At 48.0% G+C, this 15,978-nt stretch carries 20 protein-coding genes; 16 read left to right on the top strand and 4 right to left on the bottom strand.

What is annotated here, in order from left to right:
* Positions 1-6: 6 nt before the first annotated feature.
* Positions 7-1,458: an LptF/LptG family permease gene (locus Q0577_RS23560; RefSeq protein WP_298740692.1), complete on the bottom strand. Its 1,452-nt coding sequence runs from the start codon at positions 1,456-1,458 to the stop codon at positions 7-9.
* 102 nt (positions 1,459-1,560) lie between these two features.
* On the opposite strand from Q0577_RS23560, the gene Q0577_RS23555 reads away from it, so the two are divergent.
* A complete protein-coding gene (locus tag Q0577_RS23555; RefSeq protein WP_298740690.1) occupies positions 1,561-2,166 on the top strand; it encodes a hypothetical protein in 606 nt (201 codons plus the stop codon).
* Between the two features lie 216 nt (positions 2,167-2,382).
* Here Q0577_RS23555 and Q0577_RS23550 read toward each other — a convergent pair whose 3' ends face one another.
* A complete protein-coding gene (locus Q0577_RS23550) occupies positions 2,383-2,763 on the bottom strand; it encodes an START-like domain-containing protein (protein WP_298740688.1) in 381 nt (126 codons plus the stop codon).
* A 364-nt stretch (positions 2,764-3,127) separates the two neighbouring features.
* Between Q0577_RS23550 and Q0577_RS23545 the strand changes: the two genes are divergently transcribed.
* The 12 genes from Q0577_RS23545 to Q0577_RS27265 all read left to right on the top strand — a co-directional run bounded on the left by Q0577_RS23545 (position 3,128) and on the right by Q0577_RS27265 (position 12,597).
* Positions 3,128-4,003: an RNA polymerase sigma factor RpoD/SigA gene (locus tag Q0577_RS23545; RefSeq protein ID WP_213086907.1), complete on the top strand. Its 876-nt coding sequence runs from the start codon at positions 3,128-3,130 to the stop codon at positions 4,001-4,003.
* 152 nt (positions 4,004-4,155) lie between these two features.
* Positions 4,156-5,481 (top strand): signal recognition particle protein, encoded by a 1,326-nt coding sequence (ffh, locus tag Q0577_RS23540; protein WP_298740686.1) that lies wholly within the window; start codon positions 4,156-4,158, stop codon positions 5,479-5,481.
* Between the two features lie 167 nt (positions 5,482-5,648).
* Positions 5,649-6,089, top strand: coding sequence for a 30S ribosomal protein S16 (rpsP, locus tag Q0577_RS23535; RefSeq protein ID WP_298740684.1), 441 nt, complete (start codon positions 5,649-5,651; stop codon positions 6,087-6,089).
* Between the two features lie 106 nt (positions 6,090-6,195).
* Entirely contained in the window at positions 6,196-6,714 is a 519-nt protein-coding gene (rimM, locus tag Q0577_RS23530) for a ribosome maturation factor RimM (protein ID WP_298740683.1), read from the top strand.
* Between the two features lie 21 nt (positions 6,715-6,735).
* Positions 6,736-7,410 carry a tRNA (guanosine(37)-N1)-methyltransferase TrmD gene (trmD, locus tag Q0577_RS23525; protein WP_298740681.1) on the top strand — a complete coding sequence of 225 codons (675 nt, stop codon included), beginning with the start codon at positions 6,736-6,738 and terminating at the stop codon, positions 7,408-7,410.
* A gap of 184 nt (positions 7,411-7,594) precedes the next feature.
* Positions 7,595-7,942, top strand: a complete 348-nt coding sequence (gene rplS / locus Q0577_RS23520; protein WP_298740679.1) for a 50S ribosomal protein L19 — start codon at positions 7,595-7,597, stop codon at positions 7,940-7,942.
* 219 nt (positions 7,943-8,161) lie between these two features.
* On the top strand, positions 8,162-8,344 hold the full coding sequence (gene tatA / locus Q0577_RS23515; RefSeq protein ID WP_298740677.1) for a twin-arginine translocase TatA/TatE family subunit: 183 nt from the start codon (positions 8,162-8,164) through the stop codon (positions 8,342-8,344).
* A gap of 126 nt (positions 8,345-8,470) precedes the next feature.
* Positions 8,471-9,925 (top strand): Asp-tRNA(Asn)/Glu-tRNA(Gln) amidotransferase subunit GatA, encoded by a 1,455-nt coding sequence (gene gatA, locus Q0577_RS23510; protein WP_298740676.1) that lies wholly within the window; start codon positions 8,471-8,473, stop codon positions 9,923-9,925.
* 59 nt (positions 9,926-9,984) lie between these two features.
* Positions 9,985-11,316, top strand: a complete 1,332-nt coding sequence (locus Q0577_RS23505) for a lytic transglycosylase domain-containing protein (protein ID WP_298740674.1) — start codon at positions 9,985-9,987, stop codon at positions 11,314-11,316.
* A gap of 73 nt (positions 11,317-11,389) precedes the next feature.
* Positions 11,390-12,085 carry a hypothetical protein gene (locus Q0577_RS23500; RefSeq protein ID WP_298740672.1) on the top strand — a complete coding sequence of 232 codons (696 nt, stop codon included), beginning with the start codon at positions 11,390-11,392 and terminating at the stop codon, positions 12,083-12,085.
* A 147-nt stretch (positions 12,086-12,232) separates the two neighbouring features.
* On the top strand, positions 12,233-12,523 hold the full coding sequence (locus Q0577_RS23495) for a hypothetical protein (protein WP_298740670.1): 291 nt from the start codon (positions 12,233-12,235) through the stop codon (positions 12,521-12,523).
* Complete coding sequence (locus tag Q0577_RS27265; protein ID WP_366885029.1) at positions 12,484-12,597, top strand: hypothetical protein; 114 nt, start codon at positions 12,484-12,486, stop codon at positions 12,595-12,597. The genes Q0577_RS23495 and Q0577_RS27265 overlap by 40 nt, the downstream gene beginning before the upstream one ends.
* 3 nt (positions 12,598-12,600) lie before the next feature.
* Here Q0577_RS27265 and Q0577_RS23490 read toward each other — a convergent pair whose 3' ends face one another.
* Together Q0577_RS23490 and Q0577_RS23485 are read right to left on the bottom strand one after the other, a co-directional pair.
* Positions 12,601-12,867 (bottom strand): hypothetical protein, encoded by a 267-nt coding sequence (locus Q0577_RS23490; protein WP_298740668.1) that lies wholly within the window; start codon positions 12,865-12,867, stop codon positions 12,601-12,603.
* A 153-nt stretch (positions 12,868-13,020) separates the two neighbouring features.
* Entirely contained in the window at positions 13,021-13,422 is a 402-nt protein-coding gene (locus tag Q0577_RS23485; protein WP_298740666.1) for a VOC family protein, read from the bottom strand.
* 108 nt (positions 13,423-13,530) lie between these two features.
* Between Q0577_RS23485 and map the strand changes: the two genes are divergently transcribed.
* From map to Q0577_RS23470, 3 genes are all read left to right on the top strand, one after another.
* A complete protein-coding gene (gene map / locus Q0577_RS23480; protein WP_298740663.1) occupies positions 13,531-14,286 on the top strand; it encodes a type I methionyl aminopeptidase in 756 nt (251 codons plus the stop codon).
* 148 nt (positions 14,287-14,434) lie between these two features.
* A complete protein-coding gene (locus tag Q0577_RS23475; protein WP_298740661.1) occupies positions 14,435-15,175 on the top strand; it encodes an SDR family oxidoreductase in 741 nt (246 codons plus the stop codon).
* Positions 15,176-15,207: 32 nt separating this feature from the next.
* The gene (locus Q0577_RS23470) at positions 15,208-15,960 is read left to right on the top strand and encodes an SDR family oxidoreductase (RefSeq protein ID WP_298740659.1); all 753 of its coding nucleotides are present in this window, start codon (positions 15,208-15,210) and stop codon (positions 15,958-15,960) included.
* Positions 15,961-15,978: the final 18 nt, after the last annotated feature.

Below are 15,978 nucleotides of genomic sequence, written 5' to 3'. Positions count from 1 at the left end.
AACGCTTTAAGTTGTAGGTTGCTTTTTCTTAATCTTTTGTAAGAACTTCCTGGTGATCTGGTAGATCCTGAAATAAAACTCTTTATTGAATAATTGCGAATCATTCATGGCCTTATAGATCAGGAATGCTGCAATCGGCATCAATACAATATTGGAAAGCCACATCCCGCTCCAGGTGGTCAGCACGTCTTTACGGGCCATTTTTTCTCCCACCATGAAACAGATGTTAAATATAACAAAAAAAACTACTGCAAAGACAAGTGGTGTTCCGAGGCCGCCTTTGCGGATGATAGAACCCAGCGGCGCCCCTATCAAAAACATTACGATGCAGGAAAACGCCAGGGTGAATTTACGCTGCCATTCTACCTTATGCAGGATCATCACGGAGTGTTTATCCTCAAACTCTTTTGCGGTGCCATCCAGGTTGCTCTGCGCTTCGCGCAGGGTTTGCTCCGTACGTTCCAGCACATATTTCAGGTTCTTTTCAGGAACAATGTCTGTAAATTCCTTTACCTGTAAGGGAGGTGCCTGCGCCAACCAGCCGGTATCTTTCCATTTATAGAAGGCATAACGGGAAGTGATATAGGCGTTCACGGTACGACTGAACAGCTTTTCCTCCTTTTTAAGCGAGTCAATGGCCTTATCCAGCTGCCGTATATTGAGCATTTGCTGGTTGGACGCAAACAGGCCCACATCCAGGCGGCTGAAGGTGAACGAGCTGAGGTCAAACGCTTTCCGGTACTCTTTGAAGCCCATGCGGATCAGCTCTCCCGGTACAGTGGAGCCGCGCAGGTTGCGCTCTTCATAACGCCATCCGTCCTGCAGCACGAAGATCAGGAAACGCTTGTTGTCAGACAGTTCCATGGTGCCCTTCTCTGCGAGGATCAGTTTATCGGCGCCGGTACCGCCGCCACCGGCTGATTTATCAAAGATCATTACCTGGTGGATGGTACGATTATCTTTTTCTTTACGGGCTACCTTGATGGTGTAGCCGGGAATATCGCTGTAGAATACACCCGCTTTGATATTGAAGGCAGGTTTGGAGTTGGTAATATCGTATAACAGGGATTTGGCGCGCAGGTTGGCCACCGGTATTACATAGTTGGCAAAGAGAAAGGCCAGTATGGCAATACCGATGCAGACAAACAACAGGGGGCGGATAAAACGCAGCAGGGATATACCGGATGATTTTAATGCCACCAGCTCAAAGCTTTCGCCCAGGTTACCAAAGGTCATGATGGAAGACAGCAGCACCGCCAGGGGCAGGGCCAGGGTAATCAGGCTGGCGCTGGTATAAGAGATAAGCTCCAGTATCACGGGAAGATCCAGTCCCTTGCCCACCAGGTCATCTATATACTTCCAGAGGAACTGCATGAGCAATACGAACCAGGTAACGAAAAAAGTAGCCACAAATGGCCCCAGGAATGTCTTAACGATGAGCTTATCGAGTTTTTTCACTACCTAATATTATTATTTACGATTTTAGCGCATGCTGCCCGCGAAGTTACTACGATTTCCTGTAGTAGCAGTAACAGCAGCCGTTATGGCAGCGTTAATTATATGAAAAATTTTTTACTTACACCCGAAGAAAAACAGCTGGCTTTTGACGCCGGCTGGATATACCGCAAGAACAGCGTGATAGAAAAGGTGATGGAGCTGCTGGGCGCATTGCAGCTACAATTACAGGTGCATGAGCTGACTTGCACTTTTGCATTCCCGCAAGGCTGCCTGCAGCGGGGCGCCAAAATATCAAAGGGAGAGCGTTATAAGGAACTGCCCTGGGTGATGCTGGATTACCCGCGGTGCTTTGGCCGGGAGGATATATTCGCTTTTCGTACCATGTTCTGGTGGGGCCATTACTTCAGTTGTACCCTGCACCTGGCCGGGAGCATCAAGGAGCAGCATGCAGCGGCGCTGATACAGGGCCATGCGCAGCTGTCGGCAGCAGGACTTAGTGTATATACGAAGGATGATCCCTGGGAGCACGATTTTGAAAATGGCAACTACAGGGCGGTTAGCGCATTTACGCCGCAGGAGTGGGGTGGCTGGGTGCAGGAACACCCGTTCTTAAAACTGGCCCGTCCTTTTCCGCTGGAGCTGTGGGAGCAGCTGGTGCCAGAGGCTACTACTTGTTATACTACCCTGTTGACTATTCTGAACGGTTAAACCCAGTCAGCAGCTGCACACGCTTTTAGCAGGCGCTTGTACGCTTTTGCCGAAGGTGGTATGCGCTTTTAGTAGGGGTGGCAGGTACGTAACACCAGGTTAATACAAGAAAAGGTGGAATGCCGGGATAGAACAGGAAAGATACAGCACAATGCTACTGTTAAATAGTACACTGTTCTTCATTAAAGAAGCAATTATTAAATCTTTGACGAGTAGTTAGTTGCCGATACGGTGAAAGAGGTCTTTAACCTGATAATTCCAAAGTTGGCTCTGGTCTGCTATTTCTTTCTTTTCTGCGAAATCCTTTACTACCAGTATGGTTTCATTGGTAACTTCTGAGATCTGTATGCGGAATTCGAAAAACTCTCCGTTTGGGGCGTTCAGCCAGCGTAGCCGGATAAACTCTTCTTCCTCCTGTTCCAGCACTTCGGCTTCTTCTGTATTGCCATTCCAGGAAAAGGAGAAAACATTATCCCTGAAATCTACTTTATCAGCAAACCATTCCTGCAGGCCGGCGGGAGTGGAAAGGAATTCGTATAAGATACTTGGTGAGCACCGTACCGGGTATTCCAACTCATATTGCACTTTCTTAGACATCGCTCAAGTAATTAGTAAATCAATATCATCCGGCTGCAATTATAGAAAAATATTTATTCTGTCAAAATAATTTACTGTTTTTTTTTAATCATTTAATGTATTTATTTGATAGTTTATAAAAATTAATGTTATTAAAAATACTTTCGATATATCCGTGTTGATAAAGAGTCAATTAGACACTTTTTTTTAATGAAAAACCCGGCAAATCTTTACTCGGGCTTCTTACAAACGATCAATCGATTTTGCTTAAAAACGGTTTAACAAGTAAACATTTTTTTTGGGTGGTGTCTAAAAAAAGTTATTTTTGTCTGGCATTCGTCAAAAATTAACATTTTATTAAATCACCTGTAACTGTTCCGACTCTATGTCAATGCGCCAACTCAAGATCACTAAGTCGATTACTAACAGGGAGTCACAATCCCTGGAGAAGTATTTGCAGGAAATTGGAAAGGTAGATCTGATTACGCCTGAGGAAGAGGTGAACCTGGCCATCCGTATTAAACAGGGTGATCAGCGCGCACTGGAAAAGCTGACTAAAGCGAATTTGCGCTTTGTGGTGTCCGTGGCTAAACAGTACCAGAATCAGGGCCTGTCGCTCAGTGATCTCATTAATGAAGGTAACCTGGGCCTTATAAAAGCCGCCCAGCGTTTTGATGAAACCCGCGGTTTCAAATTTATTTCCTATGCAGTTTGGTGGATACGTCAGTCTATCCTCCAGGCCTTGGCAGAACAGTCACGTATAGTGCGCCTGCCCCTTAACAAAGTGGGGCTGAGCAACAAGATCAGCAAAGCATACTCCCAGCTGGAGCAGGAATTTGAGCGGGAACCTTCCCCCGATGAACTGGCCACCATCCTGGAGATCAATACAGAAGAGGTAGAGGCCACCCTTGGGGTTGCGGCCCGCCACGTTTCCATGGACGCTCCTTTTATAGACGGAGAAGATAACTCCCTGCTGGACGTACTGGAAAATCCCAACGCAGTAAGCGCCGACGAAGAGCTGGATCATCATGATTCACTGCGCCGGGAAATAGAACGTTCACTTTCCACCCTTACAGACCGCCAGAAAGATGTGATCATGCTCTACTTCGGTATTGCCGTGGAACATCCCATGTCGCTGGAAGATATAGGAGAGAAGTTCGGTCTTACCCGCGAGCGTGTACGCCAGATCAAGGATAAAGCCATTACCAAGCTGCGTACCACCTCCCGTAGTAAACTGCTGCGCAACTATTTAGGCAGCTGATTATGCTAAATGGTTTTAGCCTCAACGCTTGTTTTTAGCTTTTGTAATCAGCCGTCAATAACATAATTTTGCATACGCAAATGGTGAATATCATGCATATTCACCATTTTTTTTGCTGATAGCGTAACTTTGATTTTAAATACACACGATAAATGTTTGAATCATTATCAGAAAGGCTTGAATCCGCGTTCAAACAGCTGAAAGGTGAAGGCCGCATCTCGGACATCAATGTAGCCAGTACCGTGAAGGAGATCCGCCGCGCACTGGTGGATGCCGATGTGAACTATAAAATTGCCAAGGAATTTACAGATAAGGTAAAGGAAAAGGCCATGGGCGAAAAGGTGATCACCGCCATTTCTCCCGGCCAGCTGATGGTAAAGATCGTGAAGGATGAACTGGCAGAGCTGATGGGCGGCACCGCCGCAGAGCTGGAGCTGAAAGCCAATCCCACCATCATCCTGATAGCAGGTTTGCAGGGGTCCGGTAAAACCACCTTCTCCGGTAAACTGGCTCACTTCCTCAAAACCAAGAAAGGAAAGAAACCCCTGCTGGTGGCAGCGGATATTTACCGCCCCGCGGCAATAGACCAGCTGAAAGTACTGGGCGGCCAGATAGAGGTGCCCGTATATAGTGAACCGGAAAATAAAAATGCCGTACAGATTGCAGAAAATGCCGTACGGGAAGCTAAACAGAACGGGAATAATGTGATCATCATCGATACGGCCGGCCGCCTGGCGGTAGACGAAGCGATGATGACGGAGGTAGCCAATATCCGCCAGGCCGTACAGCCCCAGGAGATCCTCTTTGTGGTAGACTCCATGACTGGCCAGGATGCGGTGAACACCGCCAAGGCATTTAACGACCGGCTGGACTTCAGCGGCGTGGTACTTACCAAACTGGATGGCGATACCCGCGGTGGTGCCGCCTTAACCATTAAGTACACCGTAGAGAAGCCCATCAAGTTCGTGAGCATGGGCGAAAAGCTGGATACGCTCGACGTATTCTATCCCGAGCGTATGGCCCAGCGTATCCTGGGGATGGGTGATATCACCACCCTGGTTGAAAGGGCCCAGGCGCAGTTCAACGAAGAACAGGCCAAAAAGCTGGAGAAGAAGATCCGCCAGAACCAGTTCGATTTTGAGGACTTCCGCGAACAGCTGCAGCAGATCAAGAAAATGGGTAACCTGAAAGACCTGATGGGCATGATCCCCGGCGTGGGTAAAGCCATTAAGGATATTGACATCAGCGATGACGCCTTCAAGGGGATCGAAGCCATGATCGGCTCTATGACACCCCAGGAGCGCGCCAACCCTGACCTTATAGACGGCAGCCGCCGCAAACGCATTGCCAAAGGCGCCGGTAAAGATATACAGGACGTGAACCAGTTCATGAAACAGTTTGACCAGATGCGGCAGATGATGAAGATGATGAATAAGATGGGGGCGGGAGGAAAAGGACTGAAAGCACTGGGCCGCTGATCTCAGTAAAATTCAACGCAAAACAACGCAATGCTCCGGGTGTTTAACACTAGGCTTTCAGCGTTTTAGCATCAATTGTTGATATTTATTTTGAGATTCTGAATTTAAGCGTTAAATTTGCCCCCCATAATATTTTTAAACTCGCAAAAAAATAACTCGATTTATTTATGCCAGTAAAGATCAGATTACAACGTCATGGCGCGAAAAAAAGACCTTTCTATTTTATTGTAGTAGCCGATGCGCGCGCACCCAGAGATGGTAAATTCATCCAGAAAATCGGTACTTACAACCCGCTGACTGTTCCGGCGTCAATCAATATTGATACTGAAAAGGCACTGCGCTGGTTGCAGAAAGGCGCTCAGCCTACTGATACTGTCAGGAGGATCCTTTCTTTCAAGGGCGTGCTTTACCTGAAGCACCTGTTGAGAGGGGTTAAGTTAGGTCTGTTTGATGAACCAACTGCTTACAAGAAATTTGAGCAATGGCAGGCAGAACACGAGCAAAAGGTTGCTGCACGCCGCGATAGCCACAAAAAGGCACGCGTTGCAACACCGGTAGTGAAAAGAGTAGAGGACGCTCCTGCTGAAGGCGGTAATGCCGAAGCATAAGCAGTTTTGCTAATGATACTTTCACAGAAGGGAAATATTTGTCCGCAAATATTTCCCTTCTTTTTTAGCTAAAGGCTGTCTGCCAATAGCTAACAGCTTACAGAAAATGAATAACTATTTCAGCATAGGTAAACTGGCGGCCACATTTGGCCTGCAGGGCGAGCTGATCCTCCGGCACAGCCTGGGTAAAAGGAGTGCCCTCAAAGGAGTGGAAGCGCTTTTTGTAGAAGAGCGCAAAAACAGTTTCATTCCCTACTTCCTGCAGAAAGCCAGCCCTAAAGATCATGAGCACGTTTACGTGAAGCTGGAAGGGATTGACAGCAGGGAGGCCGCACAAAAGCTGGTGCAGCTGCCCGTATACCTCCAGGAGACAGATTTCAAGCAGCAGGCAGCCTCCTCGGCGCCGCTATCTCTGCTGGGGTTTACCGTGCATGACGGGCAGCACGGTGAGCTGGGCCTGATCGAAGAAGTGATTGAAATGCCCTTACAGGTATTAGCCAAGGTCACCATTCATGGTAAAGAAGCCCTCTTGCCCCTCAATGAGCAGTCACTGGTGAAGGTGGACAAGAAAAAACAGGTAGTATACCTGCAGCTTCCCGAAGGATTACTGGACATTTATCTATAGGAACGTTTGAATGTTTAACCAATGCGCATAGACATCATTTCCGTACAGCCCGGCCTGCTGGAAAGCCCCTTTTCCCACTCTATATTGAAGCGGGCACAGGCCAAGGGACTGCTGGACGTACAGGTGCATAACCTGCGCGACTTTTCCGATCTGAAGCACAAACAGGTGGATGACTACCAGTTTGGGGGAGGAGCAGGCATGGTAATGATGCTGGAGCCGGTGGTAAAGGCCATAGAGCACCTGCAGTCAGAACGCAGTTACGATGAGATCATCTACCTTACGCCGGATGGCGAAACGCTGAACCAGCCAATTGCCAACCAGCTGTCCCTCAAAGGGAACCTCCTGCTGCTATGCGGCCACTATAAGGGGATAGACGAGCGGATCCGTGAGCATTTTGTTACCCGCGAGATCTCTATCGGCGATTATGTGCTGTCTGGCGGAGAGCTGGCGGCCGCTGTCCTCGTAGACGCCATTGGCCGCCTGATCCCCGGGGTGCTGAACGATGAGACTTCCGCTCTTTTTGACTCCTTCCAGGACAATTTGCTGGCGCCCCCGGTATACACCCGTCCGGAGGAATTTCGCGGCTGGAAAGTACCCGATGTGCTGCTTAGCGGCGACCACCGGAAGATTGGGGAGTGGCGGCATGATAAGGCGGTAGAGCGTACAAGGCAACGCAGACCCGATCTTTTGAAATGAAAATCCAAAATCCAATTACCAAACACCAAATTTTGCACGCTTGGATGATTGTATTTTGTTAATAAATAGTGAGTTATGGAGTTAAGGGCAAAATTTAAAGCATTATTTCTTTGGAATTTGCCAGTTGGTATTTGGAATTTGCAGTTTCTGTTCTTACCTTTGCCGTCCCATAAATAATTGAAAGATGAACGCTATTTCGTTTGTTCACGAGCAACTGACTGCAAAAAAACAGTATCCGAAATTTAAAGCCGGTGACAATGTTACCGTTAACTATAAGATCGTTGAAGGTAACAAGGAAAGGATACAGTCCTTTAAGGGCGATGTGCTGAAGATGCAGGGCACTGGTTTTACGGCTTCTTTCACTGTGAGAAAGATCTCTGACGGTGTAGGTGTTGAAAGGGTATTCCCCTTATATTCTCCCAATATTGATTCAATTGTATTGAACAAGGTGGGTAAAGTAAGAAGGGCAAGACTGTTCTACCTGCGTGAACGCGCTGGTAAAGCAGCCCGTATCAAGGAAAAAAGGGTTTAGTATAAAAATACAGGGAAATTAGTGAGAACGGGAGCCGTTTTTAGCGGTTCCCGTTTTTCTTTTGCTATTCAGCGAAGGGGTTAAAATCTACTTAAACTCGTAGCAGGACAGCAAAAAAACCGATTTTATCAACTATCTTTGTTAGCTGAACTTTTAAAAACTGAGAAAATGACTGCTGTTTTTGTAAAATCACCTCTCTTATTATTCCAGGATCTTGGTATGACTGAATTACTCTTAATAGCATTGGTTGTATTGTTACTGTTTGGTGGTAGAAAAATTCCCGAATTAATGCGCGGCCTGGGTAAAGGCATCCGCGAATTCAATGATGCTAAGAACAACGTACGTCAGGAGATCGAAGAGGGCATGAAAGAACAACCTTCCACTACCGACGCAAAGAAATAACACCCGATCCTACTCTCATTTTTGGAATTGTTAAGGGGCTTTATGTTAAATTGTTGAGATAGTATCAACCTATAGCGCAATTTAACCATATAACAATTTAACATTTAAGAATTAACTGGTTTGGCATTGTCTGGATTCAGCAGTATATCGTCTTTTCATGAAGCCTTATACGCCGGCAGCACCACCTGTACGGAGATGGTGCGTTATTACCTGGAACGTATCGCCGGGGCCAGGCATCTTAATGCCTTCCTGGAAGTATACGAGACGGAAGCCCTTGAAAAGGCCCGTGAGCTGGATGCCCGTATCAGCAGAGGTGAAACTCTTGGGCCGCTGGCCGGTGTGATAGTAGGCAATAAGGATGTCATTTGTTACAAAGATCATAAGGTAAGTGCAGCCTCCCGTATCCTGGAAGGCTTTACCTCTTTATATTCCGCTACGGCAATTGAAAGACTGCTGGCAGCGGATGCTATTATTATAGGCAGCCTGAACTGCGACGAGTTCGCTATGGGCTCCACCAATGAGAACTCCGCCTTCGGGCCCGTACTTAATGCCCTGGATACCACCCGCGTACCAGGCGGTTCTTCCGGCGGATCAGCAGTAGCCGTGCAGGCGGGGCTTTGCCATGTAAGTCTTGGCAGCGATACCGGCGGTTCCGTAAGGCAACCGGCGGATTTTTGCGGTATTGTAGGCCTGAAACCTACTTATGGCCGTATTTCAAGGTATGGGCTGATCGCCTATGCCTCTTCCTTTGACCAGATCGGGATTTTTGGCAGGAATATTGCGGATGTGGCGGCAGTGCTACAAGTCATCGCCGGACCGGATGAGTTCGACAGCACAGTGGCCCAACAGGAAGTACCTGATTATCAGTTGAGTCCTGCGCACAATAAATCCTACAAAATAGCGTATTTAAAGGATGCGCTGTATCACGAGGGACTTGATACAGAGATGCGGGCGGCCTACACTGGCTTCTTTGAAGAATTGGAAACAGCGGGAAATACAGTTACAGCAGCCGATTTCGCCTACTTAGATTATGTGGTGCCTGCCTATTATGTACTTACAACAGCAGAAGCCTCTTCCAACCTGTCGCGTTACGACGGGGTGAAATTTGGTCACAGAACCGCTGAGAAAAACCTGGATCTCACGGAGTTTTACAAAAAAAGTCGTTCTGAAGGGTTCGGAAAAGAAGTAAAACGTCGTATATTGCTGGGAACCTTTGTGCTAAGTGCCGGATATTACGACGCTTATTATACAAAAGCACAGCAGGTGAGGCGACTGGTTGTGGACAAATTATCGGAAATTCTGTCCCAGTACGACGCTATCCTAATGCCAACAGTTCCCTGTACAGCCTTTAAGATCGGGGAGAAAACCGAAGACCCTATAGCCATGTACCTGGCAGATATTTATACGGTACTGGCAAATCTGGCAGGTGTGCCAGCCATATCGGTGCCCTTAAGGCGGCATTCAAACGGAATGCCCTTTGGTGTGCAGATCATCACAAAGCAATTTGACGAAGCGAACTTGTTGAACATTGCAGATCACGTTATGCAAATGAATTCAGTGAAGCCCAGCATAGTGGATTAATTATGCAAAGTTTCAGCTGACCATAAAACAGGTCACTATTGTTTAAAATAAAAATGTGTATGAGGAAAATCTTTTTACTACTGCTTTTGCCAGTGATAGGCGGAGTGAGTGCGTACGCGGCAGATGGCAATGTGGTATCTAAAGAGATGCTTGCTCCCGGGGAGGCAGCTCCGGACACTTCTATCTTGGTGCACAAGGTGAAGTTGCCGAAAGATACCACCATGGCAGTACCGTTAACAGCCAACACGTCTGCTGCTGTGAAACGCGCAGCTCAAAGCCTGCCGTCCAGCATCACCCCTAAAGTGTATGAGCAGATCAATAATAACCTGGTAGCCGGATATGTTAATACCTATGCCACCAGGTACAGCCAGCATCTGCAAGCGATGTTACAGAAAGGGGAACCCTATTTCGTGATGATCGAAAAAGTGTTCAGGGAACATGGGATACCCACAGAAATGAAGTACCTCGCAGTTATCGAATCCAGCTTTAATACCAATGCCCGTTCAAGGGTAGGAGCAGTGGGAGTTTGGCAGTTTATGTCAGGCACCGCCCGTCTCTTTGGCCTGAGCGTAGGCAAAAGGCTGGATGAAAGAAAGGACTTCTACAAATCTACCCTGGCTGCAGCGCAGTATCTGAACCAGCTGTATGAACAGTTTGGCGACTGGCTGCTGGTAGTAGCCGCATATAATTGTGGCGCCGGTGGCGTACAACGCGCAATGAAAGCCAGCGGTCGTGATGATTTCTGGGGAATGCAGTACTTCCTGCCTTCCGAATCCAGGAATCATGTTTATAAATTCATCGCAACCGGTTATATCCTTGACAGGTTCAATAACTTTTTCGGTGTAGGTGAAGGAGACAACCGCATGGTGGCTAAAGCCGAAAAGGTGGTTCCTGCCGCTGCAGTGGCTGCCGAACTGACTGAAGATGATATGTTCAATACCGTGGAGTTCAACATCTCCGGTAAATACCGCCTGGAAGCGATCGCCAAAAAATTGGATATCAGCCTGGCAGAAATGAACCGTCTGAACCCCGACTTTGCCAAAACAATGGCGGGTCCGGATAACAGCTACGACCTGCGTGTACCGAAGGAAAAAATGAAGCTGTTCATGAATGAGAAAGAGGAGATCCTGAAAGAGTCTGTTCAAATGACCCTGGATGATAAGGCAACTGTTGCCGACAGGGCTAAATTCCCTGCTCCTGCCAAGGTACCGGCGCGGAATGTGAACGCAAAGAAGACTACTACTGGTACTGCTGCCGCACGTAAGCATACCGCCACACGGAAGTCTGCCGCTTCCAGGAAAAAAGGTACCACTGCAAGGTATTCTTCCAATAAAACTAAAAGGACTACTACCACCAACCAGGCAAAAGTAGCACCCGTTACAAAGAAATAAGTTACTGAAGATACAAGGATAAAAGGATCGCCATCAAGGCGGTCCTTTTTTGTAAATAGCAGTCATCATCGATATGCAAGATCATTCTCCTTTGAAGGCGCTCAATGAGTACCTGCAACACAAATTGGAAACCACGCACTGCACCGGCGGCCGGCTTGAATGCCGGATGACAGGCGCCCTGTTATTGACACTGAGCGGCCAACGGCAGGATGGAAAGTCAATGTTGTTCTGGGACCTGGAACGGCCGTTGAAGAAGTTGATAGATAATTACCTGAACAGCACAGACCCGGATGCAGCCGTACTTATCATAGATATTGATCTGTCAGACAACAAATTTGAGTACCACCACATTTCCCGCCGGGAGCTGGCGGCGCGGGAACATCAGGAAGCCATTGAAAAGAAGAAGGAAGAAGAGCGCCGGCTGCAGGATATGGTAGAGAGGATCCGCCGCCAGGATACGCCATATGGCCGTGAGCTGGCGGAGAAGGTAGCAGATGCCCTGCAACATGGCCCGCTGTTCTTCAGCCATCGCGATTATTGCGGTATGGGCCTGGAGGTGGGAACGTCCGGAGAATACCTCTACGGAGAGGTGTTTGACGGAGGAATGATCAACGTGGTACAACATTTCCCTGACCGCGCCGACTTTGTAGATTGGCTGGCTGCTCAGTCAAATGCTTCTATGGCCATGCTGGACGCAAAGGAAACCTGGTACTGGAATAACCAGGTGATCACCCGTCAGCGACTGGAGGATTTTATACGGAAGTCTTAGTGATTCCCGTGAGCAACCATATATTGATGACAATGCCCTTACCGTTGCCAATGCCATACAATCCAAAGCGTACCGGCACGAAAGCCTGGGACTGGGATTGAAGCACCTGTCTGATTTTTATATCTTTTAGAAACACTATGGCAGGCCTTGCAGCAGAAAGACCGTAAGCGGTACAGGCAAAGATTTACCTACAGGCTGTACGACAAGATCCTGCTCGTGGAAACTGCTCATGTGTGCCGCTTCTCCATTACCAATGGTATCGTCTATGCGCATGACCGTTCAGGGGAAAAACATTCCCTCCGGGAGCAAACCTTGCAACAATTGGAACAGGAGCTTGACCCGGACGTTTTTTCCGTATTAACCGCGGCAACATCATCAATGTGGAAGAGATTGATCACATGTGCAGTATTGAAGGCGATAGAACAGAGATATTTTTAAAGAACAGGGCCGTCGGCGTATACACCAGTGCTAGCCGCAATCCAGCATTCAAGCGCTGGCTGGAAAGCCGGTAGGGGTCATTTTATCATTTCAGTAATATACCCTTCGAAATCTTCAATGTTATCAAAAACCCTATCCAGCAGGCCATAACTGGCCGCCTTACCAGTATTGGGAATAACCGACACACCAATATAAGATTCACCGTCGTACTGAATGGCGATAAAGTCTCTGGCCCGGAAGATGTCAATAACAATCACGCCTGATTTAAATTCCTTGATGTCTATTTTATAGGCAGGGAATGAATTATTTATAAATGCTTTAAAACGATCAGTGTCAATGTTCATAGAATAGCACGGACTTTTTGATTCTGGTCTTAGTTTCAGGAATAGCTCTAACAGTTAGCAGTACAATGTAGGAATATCAAAAACAAAAAGCAACAGCGCTAGCACAAATATGTTATCAATTTGTTGCCCGCGCTGTTGCTTTTAAAGAAGCCCTTACTTTTCGAATAATGTAGAATTCTCAAAAACAGTGAATTGCATACCCGCCGGATCTTCCATTCTCACCACTTTGCTCCAGGGCGCCTGTTTAATTTCAGCGAGTTGTGTAGCGCCGCCGGCTGCCAGCTGACTGGCTGCCAATGCAATATCTTTTCCTACGTTCAGCGCGAGGCGAACCGGTCCGGCCGTTCTTTTGCCTACTTCTATATCATCAATAAGAGCGGCATGTTTACTGTCTACCAGTTCCAGGGAAGCTCTGCCTGCTTCCAGTATGATCCCGTTGCCGGTGGCTTCATGCCACTCTTTTGAAGTGGGCAGCCCGGCTGCTTCACGGTAAAACCTGATCACTTCATCCAGGTTATCAACCGTCAGAATGATTCTTAATTCTTTTACATGCATGGTGGATCGTTTTTAACTTATCACAAAGTTACACGCAGGGTACGCACAACAGGCGGTATGTAAACAGGTTTTCCAGGTATTAAGCAGGGTTTTCGTAAATTTGCTGCTATGTCAATTACATCCAATACAGAACTGCTGGGAATGCAGCAGGTGAGCGAAGCAGTAGGCAGGATCCTGAAAGAAATGCGCGAATACGCAAAACCCGGGATCACTACTTCGGAACTGGACGAATATGGCGGCCAGCTGATGGAAACAAGCGGGCTGCGCTCTGCCCCCAAACTTACCTATGGTTTTCCCGGTTACACCTGTATCAGTGTTAATAATGAAGTAGCCCACGGTATACCCGGCAGCCGGGTACTACAGGAAGGCGACCTGGTGAACATTGACGTTTCCGGCGAACTGAACGGATTCTGGGCAGATAACGGCGGTTCGTTTGTATTGGGACAGGATTTTCACGTCCATGAACCCCTCGTAAACGCCTCCCGCCAGATACTGCATAAAGCCATCAGCCAGATCAGGGGTGGTGTAAAGATCGCCGACATAGGAAAACTGATAGAAACGGAGGCAAAACGCTCCGGATACCGGGTAATCAGGAACCTGGTGGGCCATGGTGTAGGCAGAAGCCTGCATGAAGAGCCAAAAGAAATCCCTAATTTCTATGATAAATATAACAGGGGCAGATTCAGGAAGAACTCAGTAGTGGCCATAGAAACGTTCATCTCTACCCGTGCATCCTATGCCTATAGCAAAGGCGACGGATGGACATTGGTAACAACAGACGGCAGCTTTGTAGCCCAGCATGAACATACCATCATTGTAACAGATGGCGTACCTGTTATTCTAACTGCCGCCAACGGGATTTAAGTCTTTCAGACTGTTAACCCCCTTACTTTACCCCATTGCCCACGCCTCCCGGGGCTGAGCTCCGAAATTTGCAACACATCCTGTAATACTTACAATTTTCAGCGGTGCGGATACATGAACTTTGTATCAACAAATAAAAACAACAATCATGAGCACCTTACATGAAAAAGTAATCCTGGTAACCGGCGCCTCAAGAGGCATTGGCGCTGAAATAGCCCGCCAGCTTGCAGCCGCCGGCGCCAAAGTAATAGTGAATTACGCAGGTAGTAAAGATGCCGCCAGCCAGGTAGTGAACGAGATCAGGGAAAAAGGCGGCGATGCCCTGGCATTACAGGCCGACGTAAGCAAACCCGCTGATGTAAAAGCCCTGTTTGATGCCGCCATCGCGCACTACGGCAGGATAGATGTGCTGGTGAACAACGCAGGCATCATGATCCTTAAACTGATCAAGGATGCTACCGACGAAGACTTTGACCGCACTTTCAACATCAACGTTAAAGGCACCTTCAACACCATGCGCGAAGCCGCCACCCGCCTGGCAGACAACGGTACCGTGATCAACTTCTCCACTACCGTACTGCGTGTTATCAACCCCACCTATGGTATCTATGTGGCCACTAAAGCAGCGGTAGAACAATTAACCCGGGTATTTGCCAAAGAAATGGGCAGCAGGAACATCAATGTGAACTCCGTTTCTCCCGGCCCCACTGGCACCGATCTCTTCCTCAACGGTAAGTCGCAGGAGTTAATAGACCGCCTGGCTGCCATGGCTGCTTTCAACCGCCTCGGCACACCGGCAGACATTGCAAAGGTGATCGTTTTCCTGGCCGGCGATGAGGCCAAATGGATCTCCGCACAGAACATCGGTATTAACGGCGGCATGGCCTGATACCTCATTTTAACCGTGTAAAGTTTATTATCATGAATTCCTTGAAACATAAAGTGGCCCTGATCACCGGATCTGCCAGGGGCCTCGGAAAAGCCATAGCAGAACGTTATGCCGCATTGGGCGCAGACATTGTCATTAACTACTCAAAAGATAAAGCATCAGCAGAGGAAGTGCAGAAAAACATCAGCGCCATGGGCGTAAAAGTGATCGCTGTACAGGCAGATGTAAGCAAGGTAGCTGATATTGAAAGACTATTTGCAGCAGCGATCAAAACCTTTGGCAGGATAGATATCGTAGTGGCCAACGCAGGTATCGAAATGGTGGAAACACCCGCAACCGCATTTACCGAGGAACAGTTTGACCGCCTGTTCTCCATCAACACCAAGGGCGCTTATTTCACCATGCAGCAGGCTGCCAGGCATGTTACAGACAAGGGCCGTATCATATACATCGCTTCCAGCACCACTGCTTTCCCGGTGCCAGGTATGGCGGTTTACGGCGGTAGCAAAACCACTCCCCGTTACCTCGTGGATGTTCTGGCCAAAGAGATTGGTCACAGGGGCGTTACCGTTAATTCGATTATTCCTTTTGCCGTAGACCACTCCGGTATCTTCGTGGATCCGGCTGCTTATCCTGAACTGAGAAAGCAATTGCTGGACAGCTGCCCCATGGGGCGCCTGGCAGAAGTTGAAGACGTGGCCAATATTGCCGAGTTCTTTGCCAGCGATCTCTCTTCCTTTGTTTCCGGTCAGCACCTCTTAGTGAATGGCGCTGCAACAAACTAAGCCCTCCCTTCCATACAT

It is taken from the genome of uncultured Chitinophaga sp. (assembly GCF_937898475.1).
Lineage (GTDB): Bacteria > Bacteroidota > Bacteroidia > Chitinophagales > Chitinophagaceae > Chitinophaga.
The sequence above is the reverse complement of the archived record's forward strand: the minus strand, read 5'-3'. Positions and strand labels throughout refer to the sequence as shown.

Bases quoted from the DNA above. Each gene is read 5' to 3' on its own strand.
- Q0577_RS23550 (WP_298740688.1), bottom strand. From the start codon at position 2,763: ATGTCTAAGAAAGTGCAATATGAGTTGGAATACCCGGTACGGTGCTCA.
- rplS (WP_298740679.1), top strand. From the start codon at position 7,595: ATGAACGCTATTTCGTTTGTTCACGAGCAACTGACTGCAAAAAAACAG.
- Q0577_RS23475 (WP_298740661.1), top strand. From the start codon at position 14,435: ATGAGCACCTTACATGAAAAAGTAATCCTGGTAACCGGCGCCTCAAGA.
- Q0577_RS23485 (WP_298740666.1), bottom strand. From the start codon at position 13,422: ATGCATGTAAAAGAATTAAGAATCATTCTGACGGTTGATAACCTGGAT.
- rpsP (WP_298740684.1), top strand. From the start codon at position 5,649: ATGCCAGTAAAGATCAGATTACAACGTCATGGCGCGAAAAAAAGACCT.
- trmD (WP_298740681.1), top strand. From the start codon at position 6,736: ATGCGCATAGACATCATTTCCGTACAGCCCGGCCTGCTGGAAAGCCCC.
- tatA (WP_298740677.1), top strand. From the start codon at position 8,162: ATGACTGAATTACTCTTAATAGCATTGGTTGTATTGTTACTGTTTGGT.
- Q0577_RS23555 (WP_298740690.1), top strand. From the start codon at position 1,561: ATGAAAAATTTTTTACTTACACCCGAAGAAAAACAGCTGGCTTTTGAC.
- Q0577_RS27265 (WP_366885029.1), top strand. From the start codon at position 12,484: ATGTGCAGTATTGAAGGCGATAGAACAGAGATATTTTTAAAGAACAGG.
- rimM (WP_298740683.1), top strand. From the start codon at position 6,196: ATGAATAACTATTTCAGCATAGGTAAACTGGCGGCCACATTTGGCCTG.
- Q0577_RS23490 (WP_298740668.1), bottom strand. From the start codon at position 12,867: ATGAACATTGACACTGATCGTTTTAAAGCATTTATAAATAATTCATTC.
- ffh (WP_298740686.1), top strand. From the start codon at position 4,156: ATGTTTGAATCATTATCAGAAAGGCTTGAATCCGCGTTCAAACAGCTG.
- map (WP_298740663.1), top strand. From the start codon at position 13,531: ATGTCAATTACATCCAATACAGAACTGCTGGGAATGCAGCAGGTGAGC.
- Q0577_RS23505 (WP_298740674.1), top strand. From the start codon at position 9,985: ATGAGGAAAATCTTTTTACTACTGCTTTTGCCAGTGATAGGCGGAGTG.
- Q0577_RS23500 (WP_298740672.1), top strand. From the start codon at position 11,390: ATGCAAGATCATTCTCCTTTGAAGGCGCTCAATGAGTACCTGCAACAC.
- Q0577_RS23545 (WP_213086907.1), top strand. From the start codon at position 3,128: ATGTCAATGCGCCAACTCAAGATCACTAAGTCGATTACTAACAGGGAG.
- Q0577_RS23470 (WP_298740659.1), top strand. From the start codon at position 15,208: ATGAATTCCTTGAAACATAAAGTGGCCCTGATCACCGGATCTGCCAGG.